The organism is Acinetobacter sp. RUH 2624 (genome assembly GCF_000162375.2).
In the GTDB taxonomy this organism is placed as follows: domain Bacteria; phylum Pseudomonadota; class Gammaproteobacteria; order Pseudomonadales; family Moraxellaceae; genus Acinetobacter; species Acinetobacter nosocomialis.
Map to the genome: position 1 here is coordinate 196,695 of NZ_KI391940.1, position 21,352 is coordinate 218,046.

Sequence of the window (21,352 nt, forward strand, 5' to 3'; positions counted from 1 at the left end):
ATACTAGAAGAACACTTTGAGAGCATTGAATATGATCTACAAAAATTACAAAGTAATTGTATAACTTATTCAATTTGTAAATTAACCAGTTTTCTAATAAAAGAAAATAATCATGACAGAAAAAATTACACCATTTAGTATTTCTAAAGTATTTAATGCACCTCGTGATCTTGTATTTAAGGTACATACTGATATTAATCACTTACAAAATTGGATGAGTCCAAAAAATTTCAAAATCATTCATACCTCAATGGATTTTAGAGTTGGTGGCACTTATCACTATGGATTAGAAGGACCCGATGGAACACAAATGTGGGGTAAGCAAGTGTTTCGTGAGATTGTACCTAATGAGCGATTAACGTTTATTCAATCTTTTTCAGACAAAGACGGTAACAGCACACGACACCCTATGTCACCGACATGGCCATTAGAAATGTTAGCAACCACAACTTTTGAAAATATTGATAATAAAACAAAAGTCACAATTACTTGGCAACCGTGGAACTCTGACGATATTGGTAACTCAACTTTTGATTCTGCACGCGATGGAATGACGCAAGGATTTAATGGAACATTCTCCAATTTAGAAGCTTATTTAAAAACCCTTTAAATATAGAGGATCTGTTGGTGGCTATCGAAAACTAAATAAGTTATTCTCTTTTTCTTTACTTTTTTATACACGCTTTACTTTGTAATCTAGATAGATAGACCCTATTGTAATAGGCAGGAAATAGAGGGAAAAACAATGCAACAGGCATTATTTGGCGGCGGCTGTTTTTGGTGCGTCGAAGCCGTATTTTTACAAATACGTGGTGTAGAAAAAGTAACAAGTGGTTATGCTGGTGGGCATACAACTCAGCCAACTTATGAGCAAGTATGTCAAGGTGACACTCAGCATGCTGAAGTAGTTCTCATCGACTTTGATGAACAACAAGTTACATATTCTCAGTTACTTGATGTGTTCTTTGCAACGCATGATCCAACGACCTTAAATCGCCAAGGTAATGATATTGGTACTCAGTACCGCTCTGTTATTTACTATTTTAATGAAGAGCAAAAACAGGCAGCAGAACACACGATTCAAACGTTAAAAGATGACGATCTTGATATTGTGACTGAGCTGTCTCCTGCCCCGACATTCTATCCAGCCGAAGAATATCATCAGAATTACTATGCAAAGAATCCTTCACAAGGTTATTGCAACTTTGCGATTCCACCTAAGCTATTAAAGCTATATAGTAAATTCCAGCATCTAATGAAAGATCAATAAATTAGAGCAATAAAAAAGCAACCGACTTGGTTGCTTTTTTATTGAGTAAACTAAATTTTAGTTTTCACTTACAAAGGCAATATCGCTCAGTCCGGCTTCACTGGCGCGAGACATTACCTGAGCTACCGTATCGTACTTCGACTCTTTATCAGCACGAAGTTGAACGGTTGGTTTAACCGCACCTTGACCTGCTTCTTGGAAACGTTTTTGAAGCTCATCAAGACTAATTACTTGAGTATCCCAAGCCACTTCACCATTTGCATTGATACTAATCGTAATTGCTTTTGGTGGTGGATCAATAATTTCAGCAGTTGTTTTAGGCAGTGTTAATGGAATCGATGGGTTGGCAACTGTTGCTGTGACCAAAAAGATGATCATTAACACCAACATAATGTCGATTAGCGGAATGAGGTTCATCTCATTTATGCCACTATCGTGGTCTTCACCCAATTGAAAAGCCATTAAGCTTGACCTCCAACATAACTTTGCTCTGCAGTTTTAACATCAGACTTTACAGTTGAGTCTTGCTGCAACATGGTGTCGATTAACAAACTGTGTGCTTGATCTTGTAAATCATGAGCAAGACCACGATTAGCACGTACACAAATGTTATAAGCCAATACCGCAGGAATCGCAACTGCAAGACCAAGACCAGTCATAATAAGTGCTTCACCTACTGGTGTAGCCACCTGAGCCAAACCTGCTTGTCCGCTCTTACCTACAGCAACCAGCGCGTGGAAAATACCCCATACCGTACCAAACAAACCAACAAATGGTGCAATTGAAGCAATTGTTCCTAAAACAGAAATACCTTTTTCAGCATTGACTTTTTCAGCAGAAATTTGGCGCAATAGTGCTTGCTCTGCAACTGCTTTACGCTGTTCAAAACTCAAAGGCTGTAACTTTGCTTTTAGCGAACTAATAGCTTTAGAGAGTTGAGCGTAAGCTTGTTGTTTTAATTGGCGAGTCCCCATCAAACGTAAGATGAAAACTGTCCAGGTAGCAATCGACATTGCCAATAAAATGAAATACAGAGTTTTACTCACTGCATCTGCATGTTGCCAATAGATTGAAAAGTTCATATTAGAACTCCTGATTAAGGTTAGCCGTTGGGACTCAAATTCGTTTAAGGGGTTAAATCAAAGGGTTGCTCGGCTTTAATTGGATAAGCAACACCGTTTTCCATATAAGGTTTAAATTTTGCACCACGTACAGCACGGACAACTTTGTCATCTAGACTTGAAATGCCACTGCTTCGTGTTACACGTACGTTGGTAATCTTACCTTTTTCATCGGCTTCAATCAGTACAACAACCGAACGCGCTTCGCCTTGTAAATCTTTTGGTGAAACAGTCAAACGTGGTGAACGGCTCCACTGCACACCTGAACCACCAATTGAAACATGTTTTGGTGATGGATCTGGCGCAGGTTGAGCTTTAGGTGCTTCTTGCACCACTGGCTTTGGCTTTTCAACGACTTTTTCAGTCACAGTAGTTGTTGGGGTCACTACTTTTGGTTCAACTTTAGGTTCTGTCTTTACTGCTTGTTTAGGAGTTTCAGCCTTTTTCACCTGCTGAATTTTTTCCACTGGTTTAGGCGGAGTCACAGGTTTCTCAACAACCTTAACTTCTTTCACTTCTTTTTTAGGTTCCGGCTTTTTAGGCGGTTCTTTCGGTTTCGGTGGTAAAGGTTTTGGTTGTTCTTGAATTTTTACAAAGCGGACTTGTAAAGGCTTCTTATCAATTGGCTTTAGTTCAGCAGGCTTAATGTGGCTAACTGCCCATAAGACCCCGATATGACCAATTGCAACCGCAATTAGTGCCGTGATGACTTTCTTTTTCATCGGATTGGGAGAGTTTAAGGCTGCGGAAGATTGACTCATAAGAATCTAATTACCTAATGGATGATGAAGTCGACTTCAATTTATAGAAACGATTTCAAACATCGGATAGAACAATAAAGTGCCACAATAATAAATGAGAAGTGTTTTCATTTGCAACTACTTTTTTTGCGAAAACACTTTCCAGTATTGTGCGATCTAACTTCATAAAGTGATATCACTTTACTTTTCTCATGTTTAGACAATGCACTAAAACTTGTTGGTTTCAGATACTACTTATCAAATCGTGCTCAACTTAAAAAAAACATTAAGCAACTATATTGAACGTAATCAATGAAACCTCAAATCATAGTTATGTTATAACATTTTAATTTTATTTTAGCCATAAAAAAGCACACTCAAAAGTGTGCTTTTAAAAATATGAGGTAATTAGAAAACAACCGTCTTATTACCATCTACAATGATTCGGTCTTCTAAATGCCATTTAACAGCACGAGCTAACACATTACGTTCCACATCTTCGCCAAGCTCACGTAACTGCTCAACATTATAATCGTGGCTCACACGTTCAACGTCTTGCTCAATAATTGGGCCTTGGTCTAGATCAGCAGTCACATAGTGAGCTGTTGCACCAATCAACTTCACACCTTTTTCATAGGCTTGCTTATATGGATTTGCCCCAACGAAAGCAGGTAAGAATGAGTGGTGAATATTGATGATTTTCATTTCCCATTTAGAAACGAAATCTTCACTTAAAATCTGCATGTAGCGCGCTAGAACTAATAAGTCATTACCCTGCATCATTTCATGAATTTGAGCATAGGCTTCTGCTTTATTGTCTTTAGTTACCTTAATCACAGTAAACGGAATACCAAAGTTTTCAACTGCTTCACGTAAATCTTCATGGTTAGAAATAACGTGGGTAATTTCACAAGGTAAAGAACCACGAGCATGGCGCCACAATAACTCAAGCAAAGCATGGTCGACTTTAGAAACTAAAATACCAACCTTTTTAACATCATTTACAAAAGCAAGACGCCATTGCATGCCATAACGTTCAGCAACATTTGCAGCGAAAGTCTGAATTAAAGCATCCTTACGTGACTGTAAATGATCAAGTTCAAATTCAACACGCATGAAATAACGCCCGCCTTGAGCTTCCGTCGCATACTGATCAAGCGCGGTAATGTTTGCACCTTGGTGGTACAAAAAGCTCGATACAGCCTGTACGATCCCAGGCTTGTCTTCACAAGTAATCAGTAAACGGGCTGTATTGGCAGTGGTCATATTCATTTGGTTAATATCACTTAATTGAGACAAAATTTTGATAAGCCGAGTATTCTAGCGCTCTAAATAAACAAGCACAACTATTCATCTTTTAAGGATGACAAGCTTGCAAAAAGATCAGAGGGTCCAAGTGATTCTAACAATTGTTCATAAGTCGCACGGCTTTCACCCATCAAATAAGGGCCTTCTAAGAAAACCATTTGACGTAATGCTTGCCAGACCCATTTCTCTTCAAGGTGATTGTTGTCACTAATATGCCCAGACATATATAGAAAGTTGGTCCAGTTGGTTAAGACAATCCAAAGGTTAATAATTAAAGCTTCAATTTCAGAAGCTGTCATTTTCATAAGTCCTGCATCAACAAAGGCCTGATAAATTCGTTGTCCTTGTTGCATCACCTGTCCCGCAAATCGCGGATAGATCTTTTTAAAGTCTTCGTTACTTTCAACTAAGTGATAAACATCACGATGAATAAAACGATAGTTCCATAACTGGCCGCTGAGCACTTGAAAATAGTTAATTTTGTCATTGGTCGTTAATGGTCTGTCTTCAGGTAAAGATAGCATTTCCAAAGTCTCGACCTGATATTGATACATTAATTCTTTAATAATTTCATGCTTGTTTCGAAAGTGATAATACAAGTTTCCAGGACTAATGCCCAACTCTGCAGCAATATGATTGGTAGTGACAGACCGTTCGCCACGCTCATTAAAAAGCTGCAAACTGATTTGTAAAATCCGGTCTTTTGTCTTCAAAGCTTTAGGTAGAGACATTTTAATAACCTTCGTTAATTCATATGGTTAAGACTTGCACACAGAAACCAACTTGACTCTTTAGAGTATTTACTCTAAAAAATAAGTATATCAGTATATTTGGTAAGTACCGATGAACAGTCAAACAAAAACAAATCCAGAGACTCAGGTTCCTTATGATGTTAAGCATTTACAAGATTTGCTTGAGCAGCAAAAGATTGCCTACTTACGTCATCCGGTACCCACTGCTAAAGAGCGTATTGATCGTTTAGCTCGTCTTAAAAGAGTCTTGGTAAAATATCAAGATCAGATTGCCGAAGCAATTAACCTTGATTATGGCAATCGTGCCATTATGGAAACCAAAATTGGTGAGTTGCTTACCTGTCTTGAACAAATCAAATATTACAGTAAGAACCTGACCGGATGGATGAAACCATCAAAACGCCATATCAGTGTATTACATCAGCCAGCAAAAGGTTGGGTACAATATCAACCAATGGGCGTAATTGGCATTATTACACCATGGAACTACCCGTTACTACTGTCTGTTGGACCACTTATTTGTGCTTTGGCTGCAGGTAACCATGCCATGATCAAAATTTCGAGTGCTTCTCCAAATTTTGGACAGGTTCTTGAAAATGCACTTTCTGAAGCCTTCCCACAAGAGCTGGTTGGGGTGGTAAATGGCGGCGGCGTAATTTCTGATGCGTTTAGTCATTTGCCTTTCGACAAAATGATTTTCACTGGCTCGACTTCTGTTGGTAAAACTGTCATGGCAGCCGCAGCTCAAAATCTGGTTCCGGTTATTCTTGAGTTGGGTGGTAAATCCCCTGCTTTGGTACATGCTTCCGTAGATATGAAAGATGTCGCACAGCGTATTGCTGTAGGTAAACTATGGAATGCAGGCCAAACTTGTGTTGCGCCAGATCATATTTTCTTGCCACGCGGAAAAACTGCCGAGTTCATTGAAAACTTTAAATTGATTGTGGCCGGAATGTACCCACATTTCCGTAACAACCAAGACTACACCTCTATTATTAATGATAAACAGTACAACCGTATTCAGGGATATCTCGAAAATGCCCGTGATCAAGGTGCGCGTATTGTTGAAGTTAATCCGCAAAATGAAATTTTAGATGATGTCCGCAAAATTGCACCGACTCTAGTGACTGGTGTAACAACTGCAATGGATATTATGCAAAATGAAATTTTTGGTCCTGTTCTACCAATTTTAGAATATGACCAAATCGAAGAGGTCATTGAGTTTATTAATAGTCGCCCGCGTCCTTTAGCAATGTATTATTTTGATTATGATCAGGCACGCGCTGATTATATCTCTCAACATACTCATTCAGGGCATTTCGGAATTAACATGGTGATTACCCATGTTGCGCAAGATGACTTGCCATTTGGAGGAATCGGCGCATCAGGTATGGGTAAATACCACGGACCTGAAGGCTTTTTTGGGCTGTCACATGAACGTTCGGTAATGTCAAATCCAAAACTTTATAGCTTGAAATACATTCTTCCACCGTTCAATAAACCAATTCATCGCTTCATTTCGAAAACCTTGTTGCGTTAACTGATCAAGGCATGATCTGTTACACTAGATCATGCCTCGTTTTTACCAATTTCGCTTGTCTTTTAATCGTATTTTTGGTATAAAACGCCCCTTGAATGAATTCATCCGTTTACATTTAGTATGACTGGCCACAGATTTGCTGTTGGCTAAATCAATGGAGTTACACCATGTCTAAGGTTTGCCAAGTTACCGGCAAGCGTCCAGTCGTTGGTAACAACGTCTCACACGCCAACAACAAAACCAAGCGCCGGTTCGAGCCGAACCTGCACCACCACCGTTTCTGGTTAGAAAGCGAAAAACGTTTTGTACGTCTTCGTTTAACCACTAAAGGTATGCGTATTATTGACAAATTGGGTATCGAAAAGGTTGTTGCAGACCTTCGTGCTCAAGGTCAAAAGATCTAAGGAGTCTGAGCAATGCGTGATAAGATTCGTCTCGTTTCTTCAGCTGGTACAGGTTATTTCTATACCACAACTAAAAACAAACGTACTATGCCGGAAAAAATGGAAATCAAAAAATTTGATCCAAAAATCCGTCAACACGTGATTTTCAAAGAAGCTAAAATCAAATAATTTTAGCGTCGAAAAAAACGACTTCTTAAAGAAGTCGTTTTTTTTTGCATTTTTTTTATACCTGCCTTTTTGTTAAACTTTCTACATATTCCACCTTGGCATTTTTTATGCTTGTCTTTAGCCTAACTCACGTAAAAGGAGTTTTTAGTGCCGCATGACGTAGATTTAATTATTTTACTTGCTGTTGGTTTCGGTGTTGCCCTCTTTTTTGGCTATATAGCCGCCCGACTACGACTTCCCCCTCTTATTGGCTACCTTATTGCCGGAATTATTATTAGTCCGAATACCCCCGGCATAGAAGCAGATATTCATCTTGCCAACCAACTTGCTGAACTCGGCGTAATGTTCTTGATGTTTGGCGTTGGGATGCATTTTTCATTAAATGATCTTTTACAAGTTCGTCGTATTGCCTTGCCGGGTGCGATTTTACAGATTGCTGTTGCCACCTTACTTGGTATTGGCGTTTCAATGTTATGGGGCTGGAGCTTTGGCTCCGCTCTGGTTTTTGGCTTAAGCCTATCGTGTGCGAGTACTGTTGTCTTATTAAAAGCTTTAGGAGACCGCGGTCTTTTAGACTCAGTAAACGGCAAAATTGCTGTAGGTTGGCTGTTAGTTGAAGACTTAGTGATGGTACTTGTTTTAGTACTTCTTCCAGCTACAGCAGTTTTACTTGGTGGCAAAGCACCAGCAGGCGCGCAAGGCAACATTTGGTTAACGCTTGGAATCACCCTATTAAAGGTGATTGGCTTTATTGCGTTCATGCTCATTGTAGGCAAGCGTGTAGTGCCTATCATTATGCAGTTTGTTGCTCGCTTAGGTTCAAGAGAGCTATTTACGCTGACAGTCGTAGCAGCAGCTGTTTCAATCGCCTATGGCTCTTATGCTATCTTTGGCGTTTCAATGGCCTTAGGGGCCTTCTTTGCGGGGATGGTCGTAAAAGAATCAGACTTTAGCCACCGTGCAGAAGAAGAGACTCTTCCCCTACGTGAAATTTTCTCAATTTTATTTTTCGTTTCGGTAGGAATGCTGTTTGATCCACATATTCTTATCGAGCGTCCACTGCATATTTTGGCAGTTATCGCAATTATTATGGTGGGTAAAACACTTGCTGCAATGGCCTTGGTTTTATTCTTCCGCTATCCAATTAATACTGCTTTGACTGTCGGGGCCAGCCTTGCACAAATTGGTGAGTTTTCATTTATTTTGGCTACTCTGGGAGTTTCTTTAGGTCTATTAACCCTAGAAGCGCAAAACCTGATTTTAGCGGGTGCTTTATTCTCTATTACGCTTAACTCTTTTGTTTTCTCGGCAGTTGAACCTGTACAACGCTGGATTCGTGAGCGCTCTCATTTGGCACGACTTCTTGAACGTAGTGGTGACCCACTCGCTATGTTGCCAGATGAAGTCGATCAGGCTTATCTACGCGATCAAGTGGTAATTGTAGGATATGGTGGCGTTGGACGACGTATTACTGAAAATTTAATTAATCAGAATATTAAAGTCGTGATTGCAGAAGAAAATCGTGAAATTGTAGAAAAGTTACGTCAAGCAAATATTGCTGCCGTAAGTGGTGTAGCAACTGAACCTGGTGTTCTCATTCAGGCTCATATCATGCATGCACGTCTTTTGGTGATTTCCCCTATGGATATTTTAGATATTCACCGGATTGTGGATATTGCCAAACAATTGAACCCTCAAATTCAGGTTTTAATTTGTGCAGAAAGTAAAGAAGAAGCTGCCGTTATTCGAGATGAAAATATTGGTGAAGTATTCTATGCAAAAGAAGAAATGGCAAAGAATATGAGCCATCATATTTTAAATCAAATCGAGCTTGCGCATCAGTCAACACATCATTAACGCATACAAAAAAGCGTACTCAAGAGTACGCTTTTTTTAACTTAGGAATTTAGGCTGCTCATCTACAACTTCAGCCTGCCATTCATTAACCTGCTTCTCTAGCAGTCCAAATAAAGCAGCTTGAATCATATGCTGGGCAACGATAGGCGTTTGCTCGCCTAATATCTCTTTTAGTTCATCACTAAATTGAATTTTAACCAAAGGCTCTTTTTCAGAACCAGCATTACGCAAGGCGAGCTCACCACCTTCGAGTTGGACTAACTCCAACACTGCTTCTTGATTTCCAAATAACTCTTTCAATTGCTGTATAGACATATACTTCCTCCATGTTTCAACATGGTGGCAAAGCACCCTTGCACTTTGCATCTCTCGTCTTATTTATATAGGCGCACTGGGATTAAATTTCAAGCGCTCAGACAGTTTAATTTTAGAACTCGACCATTTCGTTACGAAAACCATCAATTAAATGACTTAACTCTCTATGCCATTCACGCAAAATTTTCACATCAGGTAACCATGATTGTGGCCCCTGAGTCACTTTAATGATCAAATTAGAAGAAGTTTCTTCTTCCGGTGTCGGTTCAGTAGGTTCCGGTGCATATTGGCACATGCGGTAAGCACGCTTTAACTCTGCAACAAAACCATCTTTTGCCAATTGCTGCAAAACAGAAACTTCAGGAGAAACTTGTCCTTTTGCCGCCATATGCTCTTCAATCGATTTTAATGTCGGCTGCGAGTCATTTAAACGGTAATAACGTACCAGTTCTTGCAGAAATGCTAACATCGCACCATGCAAGTGAAAGACAGCTGTTTCACGATACGCTTGTACCTGCTGTACATGATCAGTTTGCTCTGCTTGTTGACACGCTAGGCGCGCAAAATAGAGTTTTTGATTGGTACGATCGGCATGATAACGAGCAACACGTGACATAACTAAACTTTCCTGTTCTAAAATTGCCATCAATATGGCTATTCTTAGCTTAACGACTCCATTGATAAAATCAACGTTATTTATGGTAAATCCAGAGAGACTTGATAAATTTTACGTTATCCCTCATCACCATCATTCATTAAAAAATTCTTGTTTTCAACAATGAATAGATCTTTAAGAGGTAACTCTGTAGGCACCCATGAAAGGACTTCAAGTGTCTTTACACCTTGGGCTATATAGGTTCCATTTGGAGCAACCACAGAAAGAGCTAAAAATTGTTGCATAAAAGTATTACTCTTCAGCAGCCTTAACGCGAATACCGTAACCTTTTACCTTAAGTGTATTTAGACCTTTGATTGCTTTAATGGCTTCACGCGGATTCGGCATTTCAACAAAGCCAAAACCTTTTGATTTACCTGTATCTTTATCGGTAACAACCACACAAGACTCAACTTTACCATAAGCCTTAAACAGCTCTAAAACTTCAGCTTCAGTCACTGAACGATCTAAATTACGAACTAATATTTTCATTTTCCAACCTTGATTAGCCTTCAAAATAAAGGCCAATATACATTTGAGTATTCACAGTGTCTTATACAGTAGTTTAGTCAAGATCGATACCAAAACCTAAGTTTACTGTTCGTGAAGTGTTCCATTGTTTTTTGGCAAATGGCTGTGGAACTTGCCGATGAATTTTTGCCTGTACCAAATGAGCAGGTAGATCATTTAAGAAATAACTTTCGATTTTGCGGCCTTGTTCGTCATATGTATCTTGTGACCATGTATTGAGATTTTGCTTCGTCAAAATCAATTCATTTTCCGCACGTGTTAATGCAACATACAATACACGGCGTTCTTCTTCGACTTCATCAAAATCGCCCTGCGCACGCGCATAGGGATATTGATTTGGTGAGACATGCGGCACATAACACACCTTCTGTTCTGCACCTTTAGCCGAATGAATTGTAATTAAGGTCACTAAATCATCATCACCCGCTTTTTCAATTTCAGAAATTGAAATTGGTTCAAGCACATATTCTTCAAGGAACTCACCAAGAGATGCATGCTTGCGAGCAAGTTGTTTGACTAAATCAAAATCTCTAGCGCGACGTGACCAATCTTTAGTTTTATAGTTTTGCTCCAACTGTTCACTTAAGGCATCAAGAGCTAGACCAATACTTGCCTCAACATGCTGCTGTAGCACATCAAGCTGCTTCAAAATCAAAATAGCCTGTAAAGGAACTTTTCCATGACGCTCCAAACGCTGGCAACGCTCTTCGACCTCACTAATGCTCATTAACTCTTGTGCTAACTTGCTGGCCCCAACGTCACCAATACCATCCCATAAGGTTAAAAAGCGCATCCAAGCCAAGTCATCCTGCGGGTTACTCACAATACGTAATAAACTGAGCACATCCTTTACATGCGCTGATTCAAGTAACTTTACGCCCCCAATAAAACGATACGGAATTTCAGCAGCGATAAATGCCCCTTCCAAATAACGAGCACTGTAGCCAGAGCGGACTAATACCATATGGTCATACCAATTTGCGCCCTGCTGATGCCGCTCTATTAAGTCTTGTGCAATCCAGTTGGCTTCTTCAAATTCATTACCAAACAAATGGAGTTGTGGCTTTTGTCCTTTGCCACGATGTGCCTGTAACTGTTTTTGATAATCGATTGGACTGTGGGCAAGTAACCAATTTGATAAATCTAATATTTCTTGAGTCGAGCGATAATTTAAATCTAAAGTATGAATTACTGCGTCTGGAATCCGCTCTTTAAACGAATGAATGTTTTCAAAGTCGGCACCACGGAAACCGTAAATTGACTGGGCATCATCTCCCACACAAAATAATTTCACCTTACCAATCAGTGGCTGCAAAAGAGCCCACTGTAAAGGATTGGTATCTTGCATCTCATCAACCAGTAAAGCTTGGCAAAAGCCTGCAACCCAGTTCGTCAGTGCTTCCGAGTTTTGTAAATGAACAGCGACGATCGACAAAATGTCATCATAATCTAAAAAATTACGCTCTCTTTTACGCTGTTCATAGGTTTTCATTAACTCAGCAATTTGTGATTTATATTCATATGCTTCAGGTAATTGCTTGAGTAACGCTTCAGACAGCTTAGATTGTGTATTTCGGGCATAAGAATATAAATCACACAGCTCTGCCGCTTTAGGCAAAACATTATCTTTGTCTTTGCCTCTCAATAAGCGAAACATGAGTAACTGATCATCACGATCAATAATACTAAATTGGGTTAAACCAAACGCTTGCGGATTACGACGCAATAAATACATGCAAAAGGTATGAAAAGTAGATGCGCGAAGGCCTTTGGCTTGTGCTCCAACATGCTGTTCAACCCTTGCAACAATTTCACTCGCAGCACGGCGCGTAAACGTTAAAATCTGAATTTGATTAGCTGACAAACCCTGATCAATTAAATAAGCTGCGCGAGCAACAATGGTTTTAGTCTTGCCACAGCCCGCTCCAGCCAAAACCAAACAGTTTTGTGCTGTAGTAGTTGCTGCTTTTTTTTGCTGAGCATTTAATTCATTAATTAACTTTGCAAGACTCATAACACATATCGCTAAAACACCAAGGCTTAGTTTAACAGACCCATACTATGAGATGGACCTTCACTCACTAAAAACAAAAAAAGGACACTCTAGGTGCCCTTTTGTTCGTTATTTATATTAAGAAACCGTTTTTGAACTAGAAGGCAAATGTTTAATTGCAGAAGCAAGTCCTAAAAAGTTGATTCCCTGAAATAAAATATCTACTGCTAAAAACATTCCCAACACCCAAAACGGAGAATCTTTAGAAACTAAAATTAAAATACCGGTAGCGAGTGTTAGTAACCCGGAAAATAAGGTCCAGCCCCACCCAGCGATTGGTCTCAATAAAAATGCATTTATAGTACGAATTACCCCGGCAATAATCAGGGCAATTGATAATAAGCTAGTTAAAACCACAGCCGTAGTCACAGGCGTAGAAAATGCGTAATAGCCCGCCATTAAATACAGCACACCAAAAAGTGCCCACAGCCATCGGCTACCGCCCTTAAATACACTTATGGCAGCAATCAAGTGCAGCACACCACCTATCATCATTAAAATACCAAATAGGAAAACAACCGAAAATGTTGCAAATGGCAGTGAGCTAAATAACACCAAACCGAAAATAATGAGCACAAAGCCTAATATTAGATACCATTTACGATCAGCATGTAGCTGATTACGAACTAAATCATTACCTACAGTTTTCATCATGGCTACTCTTATTATCAGGTATTAGAAAGTTTATATAATGTCATTATAGTGATGCACTTCACATTTATTGTCTGTATAAGATCTGCATCGTTTATTAACAATTGATAGGGATAAAACAGTATTTATCCACAATTTTATTTCAACCATCCAATTTCTTGAGCAGTCGGTAAACCAATTACAGTTTCTTGTAAATCACTTGGCATTTTATTGGTCTGTTCAGATAATGGTGTTCGACCACCCATGATTTCTGCTCGTGTTTGTGGATAAAGAGGGACCTTTTCAGGTTGTGCGTAGCCTAATGGATAAATCGGCTGACCTGTTTTTAAATCATATTTATCTTTTGCGCCAAAGCCGTGTAATAGCTCGTGAACGATAACAACCTGATTTTGTGGGGCTTGCTCTGGTATAGCAAACAAATTAACGCTACCAATACGGCCTTTTTCTAAAGCAGTCGAATGCACCAAAACTTTTTGATAACTTGGATCATAATAATTTAAATAAAGTTTGAGTGATGCACCACTATCTTCAGGCTGTTGTTGTCGCCATGCATAAAAACGAAACTTTAAGCTCCACCAAATGACATTCAGGATATTGGCATTTTGAGGAACTACAGGCGGCCTCTGCTGTAGTTGCTGCCCTAAACGAATTTCAAAGTTACTTGATTGCCCACGATAATGCTGTGACCATTCACTTAGGTAGCTTTTAAGCGTTTGGAAGTCAGCGTTTTGTAGCTGATGAATATAAGCTTGCGTGGTTTGTAAACCATCCGCGTTTACTGGGTGCAATACCACAACAATAGGCTGATTCCAGTCTTGGTTTTGGTCACGCCATGCCTGAACTGCAACGATTAATAAAACAATCAATAGACACAAAATCCGAATGTTTTTCCACATTCTTGTTCCCCATAAAAATTAAATTTTCTTTTCTTGTTCTAGATATAAAAAATGCTAGCTGAGCTAGCATTTTTCATTTGTCTTATTTAGCCTTCAATCCATTTACCGTCTTGGTAAATCAGGCTCCATTTAGTTTGTTTACCTTCTGGTGTTTCAGATCCCACATACTGCGATTGGTTCTTACGACTAAACTTCACAATGGTTGGGTTACCTTCAGGGTCTACATCCGGAGCTTGTAAAATAAACTGGTATTTTGGATCAAGTTGGTCAGCAACACTACGAAGCTCAGCAACTTTTGGTGCACGTGTTTCACGAATTTTCGGGAACTTACTTGCAGCCAAGAACAGACCAGCAGCGCCATCACGTAACACAAAATAGTCATCATGTTTGGTCGAGCGCAAATGTTCCATCTTAATTGGTTCTACGCGTGGTGGTGCAGGTTGACCATTTTTCAAAACTTTACGGGTATTATCACAGCTTGTACAAGCGAAATACGGGCCAAAACGGCCAGTTTTAAGCTGCATTTCACCATCACATTTATCACATGGAATGGTTGGGCCATCATAACCTTTGATCTTGAACTCGCCTTCTTCAAGCTCATAACCATCACAGTCTGGGTTGTTACCACAAACATGTAACTTGCGGCCACCATCAATGACATAACTGTCCATTGCTGTACCACATTTAGGACAACGATGTTTAGACATCAAGTCTGCGGTTTCAGCACTGTCATCATCAGATAACGCTGCTAATGACTCAACTGGTGTTAAGTTCAAAGTTCCTTTACAGCGTTCTTTAGGCGGCAAGTTATAACCTGAACAACCTAAGAATACGCCTGTAGTACCCGTACGAATCTGCATTGGTCGTGAACATTCAGGACAATGTACTGCTGGCACTTCAACTGGTTGATTACGGCGCATTCCCTGCTCACCTTGAGCATTGGTCAGACGCTTTTTAAAATCACCGTAGAATGTATCGAGTAATTCTTTCCAATTACGCTCACCCGTTGCCACACGGTCCAACTGACCTTCTAAATCTGCGGTAAAAGCATAATTCATCAGGTTATTAAAACTTTCATCAAGACGATCTGTTACGATCTCACCCATTTTCTCGGCAAAGAGACGGCGATTTTCTAACTTAACGTAGCCACGTTCTTGAATTGTAGAAATAATGGCAGCATAAGTTGACGGACGACCAATACCACGTTTTTCAAGTTCTTTTACTAAAGATGCTTCAGTAAAACGAGCTGGTGGTTTAGTAAAGTGCTGACTTGGATCTAGCTTTTCTAATTTTAAAATTTCACCCACTTTAATTGCAGGTAAAATGATATCGTCATCAGATTTGTTAGCACCACGAACTTTAGTGAAGCCATCAAATACAAGCGTACGGCCTTTTGCCTTTAACTCCACATTGCCAGCTTCAACGGTTAAAGTTGAAGATAAATATTCTGCCGGAGTCATTTGGCAAGCAACAAATTGACGCCAAATTAAATCATATAAACGCTGCGCATCACGCTCTACACCTGCAAGTTGATCACCTGTAAGTGCAACATTTGACGGACGAATTGCTTCATGGGCTTCTTGAGCACCCGCTTTGTTACCATAGCGGTTTGGCTTTGCTGGTAAATATTTCTCACCAAACTGGCTTTCAATATGAGCACGGACCATACTTACAGCGTCATCACTCAAGAATGTTGAGTCCGTACGCATATAGGTAATAAAACCAGCTTCATACAAACGTTGCGCCAACATCATGGTTTTCTTTACAGAGAAACCTAAGCGTGTACTTGCCGCCTGTTGTAAAGTCGACGTGATATATGGTGCACTCGGATTCACCTTAGTCGGCTTATCTTCACGCTGTGCAACTTTATATTCAGCGCCCTTTAATACATCCAACAGGGCATCTGTTTCAGCTTTGTTCTTTAATTTAAGTGTTTTACCAGCCTGTTTCACAGCCTCAAGACGAATATCATCTTTTTTAGCCTTAGTGTCTGCAAACACTTGCCAATATTCTTCTGGAATAAAAGCACGAATTTCACGTTCACGTTCAACAACAAGCTTTACCGCTACAGACTGTACACGACCTGCTGACAAACCACGGGCAATCTTTTCCCATAGTAATGGCGAAACCATGAAGCCTACTACACGGTCCAAGAAACGACGCGCTTGCTGTGCATTAACACGGTTTAAGTCGAGACGTGTTGGCTGTTTAAATGCTTCTTGAATGGCATTTTTAGTAATTTCGTTAAATACCACACGATGATAACGGCTATCGTCACCACCAATCACTTCGCGTAAGTGCCAAGCGATTGCTTCCCCTTCTCTATCCAAGTCCGTTGCGAGATAGATTGCATCTGCATCTTTGGCAAGTTTCTTGAGTTCAGCAACAACATTTTCTTTGCCAGGTAGAACCTCGTAGTGTGCTTTCCAGTCATGTTCCGGATCGACACCCATACGATTAATCAGCGCAGATTGGGCTTTTTGTTCTTTTTCAGCTTCAGTGAGTTTTGTCCGGGCAGCCGGCTTTTTCTCTGTTGATTTGCTGCCGCCTGTTGGCAAGTCACGTACGTGACCTACAGAAGACTTAACAATGTACTGCGAACCTAAATATTTGTTGATGGTTTTCGCTTTGGCAGGCGACTCCACAATCACTAAGGCACGTTTATGTGCAGCAGAGGCAGTAGATGCTGTGCTTTGAGATGCAGAGCGCGAGGTATTCGCCATATAAAATGTTATTCCTATACCAATAAATTTAAAAATCAGGCTTCAGCCAAGGCCAACAGATAAGCCTTCATCTCATCTAATTGCGTGGCTTTTAGGTCCGATTCCTCATCCCAATAAAGGCCTACACAGTTTGCCTGCATATCAATAGCATAAATCCCTTTTAATGCAATGGGAGAATCATTAAATTTCTCATCACCCTGCACTACTTTTAATTTTCCGTCTATAACACGAGCACGCATGAGCGTTAAACGAGCATCGGGGATCAATACACTATAATAAGCAACCATGCTGGCACGCTTTTCAGTTGCCATCGGGACATGTGTCCATTCAGGTGCGGCAATTATGCGTGGATGTAATCCCATTTTACGGGCTTTGTCTCGCATAATACCGAGTGCCTTTTCACGCGGACTCACTCTTAAACCAAAAATGGAGCCCAGCACAAAAAGAACAATGATAACGGTAACCCAAATTCCGATATTGTCCATAGCAAAACCTATTAATCTCTTTTATTAGAGTTGCATAAGCTGACCAGAAAACGCAAGTTACATCATAAAAATAATGTCCAATTAACCGACGAGGTTAAAAACTACAACATTTCCTCATAGATATTCTTAGCAATCTAGGCACAATATTTAGGCGCTCTTTTCAGTTTCAAGAGTAGCTAACTTACCAAACTGATCCAGATGCGCATCTCCCCACGTTTTTAGAGCAAGAAGTATCTGCTCAAGCCCACGTCCTAAATCAGTCAGGCTATATTCCACTTTAGGAGGAACTTGAGGATAAACCTCGCGATGAATAATGCCATCTTGTTCTAACTCACGAAGCTGATTGGTGAGCATTCTTTGCGTAATACTTGGAACTCGTTTACGGATTTCATTAAATCGTAAAGTTCCTTCATTTAATAAATGCCAAAGAATGACGCATTTCCATTTGCCATCAATCAAACTGATCGCGGCTTCAACTGAACAACCCGGTGAGCAGTCAAAACTTGAATGTCGAGCTTTTGCCATTTTACAGTATCCTTTTTGACACTATGAGCGTTATTTGTCTGTAGTCACTATTTTTAAGCTTACGTTATGATCAAACTCTCAACAAGAGGAATCACAATTATGAAAGCTGTCGCATATCAAAAAGCAGGTCCCATTACATCGCCAGAATCACTCGTTGATATTGAACTCGATACACCTGCTGCGAAGGGGCACGATTTACTAGTTCGCGTGCAAGCTATTTCAGTAAATCCAGTCGATACAAAAATACGTAAAAATATAAGTGCCGAATCCGGCTGGAAAGTGCTTGGCTGGGATGCTGTAGGCGTGGTTGAAGCGACTGGAGATAAAGTCACTCAATTCAAAGTAGGCGATGTTGTTTGGTATGCAGGTGCTTTAAATCGCCAAGGCAGTAATAGTGAATTGCAATTGGTTGATGAACGTATTGTTGGTCATAAACCAAAAATTTTAGGAGCAACAGAGGCAGCTGCTCTCCCTTTAACTGCAATCACAGCTTGGGAAATGCTATTTGATCGTCTGCAAGTTCCAAAGACTGCACCTGCTAATACAACTATTTTAGTGATTGGTGGAGCTGGCGGTGTAGGTTCAATTACCATTCAGCTTCTTAAGCAATTAACTAACCTCACGATTATTGCTACAGCTTCACGCCCTGAAACAAAAGAATGGGTAGAACAACTAGGTGCTGACTATGTATTAGATCATCGCGAGCCTTTAGCCCTACAAATCAAGCAATTAGGCTTAAATGCACCTTCATATGTGTTCTCGACCACTCAAACGGATCAGCATTTAGCAGATATTGTAGAGTTGATTGCACCACAAGGGCATTTTGGACTTATTGATGACCCTGATCAGTTAGATATTAAACCGTTTAAATCCAAGTCTGTCTCAGTCCACTGGGAGTTTATGTTTACGCGCTCCATGTTCCAGACTGAAGATATGGAAAAACAAAGTGAACTACTAAATGAAATCAGTAAACTGGTGGATGAGGGTAAAATCAAAACAACTGTAACTCAGGTTTTAAGCCCAATTAATGCTGAAAACTTAAAACGGGTTCATCAGCAAATTGAAAGTGGAACAACAAAAGGGAAGATTGTTTTACAAGGTTTTTAAGTAAAATTCAAAATACCTCCTAATAAAAAGGCAAGTATTGAACTTGCCTTTTTATTAATAGTGCGGAGGTTTATTCGTTAAAGGGTCAAAAGGTGCAATGCCTTCTGATAAATCCGAAGATTCCACACGTTGATAAAGCAATTGCATTTGTTTTTTCAAATCAGCTATTTCCTGAGTTTGAATAGCGAGTTGTTGATTTAATTGTTCAACTAAATCATCCAAAAATGTAATTCGCACTTGCAAATCTTCAATGGGTGCGGAAAATGACGCTTGATCATCATGATATGGTGGTTTAGTCATTTAAATCCTCATTTGAGATTCTGGAAAACATTATGGCCTATATTACCCTAAGGGATGTCCAACTTGCTTTTGGCGGACCTGCCCTGCTCGATGGCGCGAACTTTAATCTAGAACGTGGCGAACGAGTCTGTTTAATTGGGCGTAATGGTGAAGGTAAGTCTACTTTACTTAAACTCATCGAGGGAAGCTTATTACCGGATTCTGGTGAAGTTTCTATCCAAAATGGTTTAACGGTTTCCATGTTAGCCCAAGACGTTCCAATGGATTCAGGTAAGGTTGCTGATATTGTAGCAGACGGCGCGGGAGAAGCGGCTGAAGTACTCAAAGCGTATCACCAAGCAACCGATGCTTGTATGCTTGGCGATATGGAAGCTTGCGACCGTATGGGTAACCTTCAGCACAAGCTAGACCAACTAGACGGTTGGGCACTTGAAAATAAGGTGAATGCTCTATTAAGTAAAATGGGTCTCGATCCAAATGCAGACTTAGCAGACTTATCTGGTGGACGTAAACGTCGTGTTTTACTCGCTCGTGCTCTTTTAACGCAGCCAGACGTATTGCTTCTAGACGAACCAACCAACCATTTAGATGTTGAAAGTATTGAGTGGCTAGAAAAATTCCTACTCGATCAAAATAATTTAACACTTCTATTTATTTCGCATGACCGCTCTTTTGTAGATAGCATTGCGACTCGAATTGTTGAACTTGACCGCGGCATCTTACGTGGCTACGAAGGTAACTATTCACGCTATTTGGAGCTTAAAGCTCAGCAAATGGAAGCCGAAGAGAAACAAAATGCTTTATTTGATAAAAAATTAGCTGAAGAAGAGGCTTGGATTCGTCAAGGCATTAAAGCACGTCGTACACGTAACGAAGGCCGTGTTCGTGCATTAAAAGCTTTACGCGAAGAATCGAAAGCACGCCGTTCACAACAAGGCAAAGTGAGCATGGCGACTCAAGAAGCAAATCGCTCTGGTAAATTAGTATTTGATATTGAGCACTTGAGCGTATCTTATGATGGTAAACCACTCATCAAAGACTTCTCTACGCTTGTCATGCGTGGTGACCGTATTGGCTTAGTCGGTGATAACGGTGTCGGTAAAACGACTTTAATTAAAGCTATTTTAGGTGAAATCGAACACGGTGGCTCTGTTAAAACAGGTACTCAATTAGAGATTGCTTATTTTGATCAATTACGTAATGCCTTAGATCTTGAAAAAACAGTCATGGCAAACGTTTCAGAAGGCTCTGACTTTGTGGATGTAAATGGCAACCGTCGTCATATCTACAGTTATTTACAAGATTTCTTGTTCTCACCTGAACGTGCACGTACACCAGTAAAAGCCCTTTCTGGTGGTGAGCGTAACCGTATTTTGCTTGCTAAATTATTGCTTAAACCATCGAACCTGATTGTGATGGACGAACCAACCAATGACTTGGATATGGTAACTCTTGAGCTACTTGAAGAGATGCTTTCCGAATATAAAGGCACGCTATTACTTATTTCGCATGACCGTGCATTTATGGACAACGTTGTCACTTCTACTTGGGTCTTTGATGGTAAAGGTGGTATTGCAGAGTACATAGGTGGTTACCAAGACTACTTACTACAACGCCCAGATGAAAAAGTGGTAGACCAGAAGTCTGACGTTAAGAAAGCTCAGGCAAAAGCTGAAGCTGAAAAAGCTGCTGCTCAAAGTACCGTAAAAAAGGTGAAATTGAGCTATAAAGACCAACGTGAACTTGAGCAACTTCCTGCTGAAATTGAAAAGCTGGAAGTTGAACAAGCCGAGCTTTCTGACAAACTTGCAGATGGTTCATGGTTTGTGTCTGATGCAGATGCTGCGACTCAAGCAAGTCAACGCCTAGCAGAAATTGAAGAATTATTGCTTGAAAAATTAGAGCGTTGGGATGAACTTGAGCAAATGAGTAAAGGCAGTTAATCAATAAA

The 21,352-nt window shown here is 40.1% G+C and carries 23 protein-coding genes and 1 pseudogene; 8 read left to right on the forward strand and 16 right to left on the reverse strand.

Going from position 1 to position 21,352, the window contains the following annotated elements; all coding sequences use genetic code 11:
- The first annotated feature begins 112 nt into the window (after positions 1–112).
- On the forward strand, positions 113–610 hold the full coding sequence (locus HMPREF0014_RS22965) for an SRPBCC domain-containing protein (protein WP_006580453.1): 498 nt from the start codon (positions 113–115) through the stop codon (positions 608–610).
- A 135-nt stretch (positions 611–745) separates the two neighbouring features.
- Positions 746–1,270, forward strand: a complete 525-nt coding sequence (gene msrA, locus HMPREF0014_RS22970) for a peptide-methionine (S)-S-oxide reductase MsrA (RefSeq protein ID WP_002053439.1) — start codon at positions 746–748, stop codon at positions 1,268–1,270.
- A gap of 57 nt (positions 1,271–1,327) precedes the next feature.
- Here the strand turns inward: msrA and HMPREF0014_RS22975 are convergent, their stop codons facing one another.
- The 5 genes from HMPREF0014_RS22975 to HMPREF0014_RS22995 all read right to left on the reverse strand — a co-directional run bounded on the left by HMPREF0014_RS22975 (position 1,328) and on the right by HMPREF0014_RS22995 (position 5,170).
- Positions 1,328–1,732: a biopolymer transporter ExbD gene (locus tag HMPREF0014_RS22975; protein WP_002053449.1), complete on the reverse strand. Its 405-nt coding sequence runs from the start codon at positions 1,730–1,732 to the stop codon at positions 1,328–1,330.
- On the reverse strand, positions 1,732–2,352 hold the full coding sequence (locus tag HMPREF0014_RS22980) for a MotA/TolQ/ExbB proton channel family protein (protein WP_002053291.1): 621 nt from the start codon (positions 2,350–2,352) through the stop codon (positions 1,732–1,734). Before HMPREF0014_RS22980 ends, HMPREF0014_RS22975 begins: the two co-directional genes overlap by 1 nt.
- A gap of 44 nt (positions 2,353–2,396) precedes the next feature.
- Positions 2,397–3,152 carry an energy transducer TonB gene (locus HMPREF0014_RS22985; protein ID WP_002053518.1) on the reverse strand — a complete coding sequence of 252 codons (756 nt, stop codon included), beginning with the start codon at positions 3,150–3,152 and terminating at the stop codon, positions 2,397–2,399.
- Between the two features lie 387 nt (positions 3,153–3,539).
- Positions 3,540–4,403, reverse strand: coding sequence for a formyltetrahydrofolate deformylase (gene purU, locus HMPREF0014_RS22990; RefSeq protein WP_002053369.1), 864 nt, complete (start codon positions 4,401–4,403; stop codon positions 3,540–3,542).
- 74 nt (positions 4,404–4,477) lie between these two features.
- Entirely contained in the window at positions 4,478–5,170 is a 693-nt protein-coding gene (locus HMPREF0014_RS22995; RefSeq protein WP_002053350.1) for a TetR/AcrR family transcriptional regulator, read from the reverse strand.
- Between the two features lie 112 nt (positions 5,171–5,282).
- Between HMPREF0014_RS22995 and HMPREF0014_RS23000 the strand changes: the two genes are divergently transcribed.
- From HMPREF0014_RS23000 to HMPREF0014_RS23015, 4 genes are all read left to right on the forward strand, one after another.
- Positions 5,283–6,731: a coniferyl aldehyde dehydrogenase gene (locus HMPREF0014_RS23000; RefSeq protein WP_006580455.1), complete on the forward strand. Its 1,449-nt coding sequence runs from the start codon at positions 5,283–5,285 to the stop codon at positions 6,729–6,731.
- A 167-nt stretch (positions 6,732–6,898) separates the two neighbouring features.
- A complete protein-coding gene (gene rpmB / locus HMPREF0014_RS23005) occupies positions 6,899–7,135 on the forward strand; it encodes a 50S ribosomal protein L28 (RefSeq protein WP_000048256.1) in 237 nt (78 codons plus the stop codon).
- A 12-nt stretch (positions 7,136–7,147) separates the two neighbouring features.
- Positions 7,148–7,303 (forward strand): 50S ribosomal protein L33, encoded by a 156-nt coding sequence (gene rpmG / locus HMPREF0014_RS23010; protein ID WP_001205031.1) that lies wholly within the window; start codon positions 7,148–7,150, stop codon positions 7,301–7,303.
- Positions 7,304–7,450: 147 nt separating this feature from the next.
- A complete protein-coding gene (locus HMPREF0014_RS23015; protein WP_006580456.1) occupies positions 7,451–9,160 on the forward strand; it encodes a cation:proton antiporter in 1,710 nt (569 codons plus the stop codon).
- Positions 9,161–9,196: 36 nt separating this feature from the next.
- Here the strand turns inward: HMPREF0014_RS23015 and HMPREF0014_RS23020 are convergent, their stop codons facing one another.
- The 10 genes and pseudogenes from HMPREF0014_RS23020 to HMPREF0014_RS23065 form a co-directional block, all read right to left on the reverse strand.
- A complete protein-coding gene (locus tag HMPREF0014_RS23020) occupies positions 9,197–9,475 on the reverse strand; it encodes a hypothetical protein (RefSeq protein ID WP_002053465.1) in 279 nt (92 codons plus the stop codon).
- A gap of 112 nt (positions 9,476–9,587) precedes the next feature.
- A complete protein-coding gene (locus tag HMPREF0014_RS23025; RefSeq protein ID WP_004710685.1) occupies positions 9,588–10,091 on the reverse strand; it encodes a DUF6586 family protein in 504 nt (167 codons plus the stop codon).
- A 122-nt stretch (positions 10,092–10,213) separates the two neighbouring features.
- Positions 10,214–10,375 (reverse strand): annotated as a pseudogene (locus HMPREF0014_RS23030) (ASCH domain-containing protein); the annotation flags it as partial.
- Between the two features lie 7 nt (positions 10,376–10,382).
- The gene (locus tag HMPREF0014_RS23035; protein WP_000699342.1) at positions 10,383–10,622 is read right to left on the reverse strand and encodes an RNA-binding protein; all 240 of its coding nucleotides are present in this window, start codon (positions 10,620–10,622) and stop codon (positions 10,383–10,385) included.
- A 73-nt stretch (positions 10,623–10,695) separates the two neighbouring features.
- The gene (locus HMPREF0014_RS23040; protein ID WP_006580459.1) at positions 10,696–12,675 is read right to left on the reverse strand and encodes an ATP-dependent helicase; all 1,980 of its coding nucleotides are present in this window, start codon (positions 12,673–12,675) and stop codon (positions 10,696–10,698) included.
- A 117-nt stretch (positions 12,676–12,792) separates the two neighbouring features.
- Complete coding sequence (locus HMPREF0014_RS23045) at positions 12,793–13,365, reverse strand: HdeD family acid-resistance protein (RefSeq protein ID WP_006580460.1); 573 nt, start codon at positions 13,363–13,365, stop codon at positions 12,793–12,795.
- 137 nt (positions 13,366–13,502) lie between these two features.
- The gene (locus HMPREF0014_RS23050; RefSeq protein ID WP_006580461.1) at positions 13,503–14,261 is read right to left on the reverse strand and encodes a hypothetical protein; all 759 of its coding nucleotides are present in this window, start codon (positions 14,259–14,261) and stop codon (positions 13,503–13,505) included.
- An 86-nt stretch (positions 14,262–14,347) separates the two neighbouring features.
- Positions 14,348–16,984, reverse strand: a complete 2,637-nt coding sequence (gene topA, locus HMPREF0014_RS23055; protein ID WP_002053435.1) for a type I DNA topoisomerase — start codon at positions 16,982–16,984, stop codon at positions 14,348–14,350.
- Positions 16,985–17,019: 35 nt separating this feature from the next.
- A complete protein-coding gene (locus HMPREF0014_RS23060) occupies positions 17,020–17,469 on the reverse strand; it encodes a hypothetical protein (RefSeq protein ID WP_002053270.1) in 450 nt (149 codons plus the stop codon).
- 147 nt (positions 17,470–17,616) lie between these two features.
- Positions 17,617–17,994, reverse strand: coding sequence for a helix-turn-helix domain-containing protein (locus tag HMPREF0014_RS23065; protein ID WP_002053421.1), 378 nt, complete (start codon positions 17,992–17,994; stop codon positions 17,617–17,619).
- 99 nt (positions 17,995–18,093) lie between these two features.
- Here HMPREF0014_RS23065 and HMPREF0014_RS23070 point away from each other — a divergent pair, with 99 nt between their 5' ends.
- Complete coding sequence (locus HMPREF0014_RS23070) at positions 18,094–19,101, forward strand: zinc-binding alcohol dehydrogenase family protein (RefSeq protein ID WP_006580462.1); 1,008 nt, start codon at positions 18,094–18,096, stop codon at positions 19,099–19,101.
- A gap of 54 nt (positions 19,102–19,155) precedes the next feature.
- Here HMPREF0014_RS23070 and HMPREF0014_RS23075 read toward each other — a convergent pair whose 3' ends face one another.
- Positions 19,156–19,401 carry a SlyX family protein gene (locus HMPREF0014_RS23075; RefSeq protein WP_002053395.1) on the reverse strand — a complete coding sequence of 82 codons (246 nt, stop codon included), beginning with the start codon at positions 19,399–19,401 and terminating at the stop codon, positions 19,156–19,158.
- Positions 19,402–19,433: 32 nt separating this feature from the next.
- On the opposite strand from HMPREF0014_RS23075, the gene HMPREF0014_RS23080 reads away from it, so the two are divergent.
- On the forward strand, positions 19,434–21,344 hold the full coding sequence (locus tag HMPREF0014_RS23080; RefSeq protein ID WP_004710693.1) for an ATP-binding cassette domain-containing protein: 1,911 nt from the start codon (positions 19,434–19,436) through the stop codon (positions 21,342–21,344).
- Positions 21,345–21,352 lie beyond the last annotated feature (8 nt).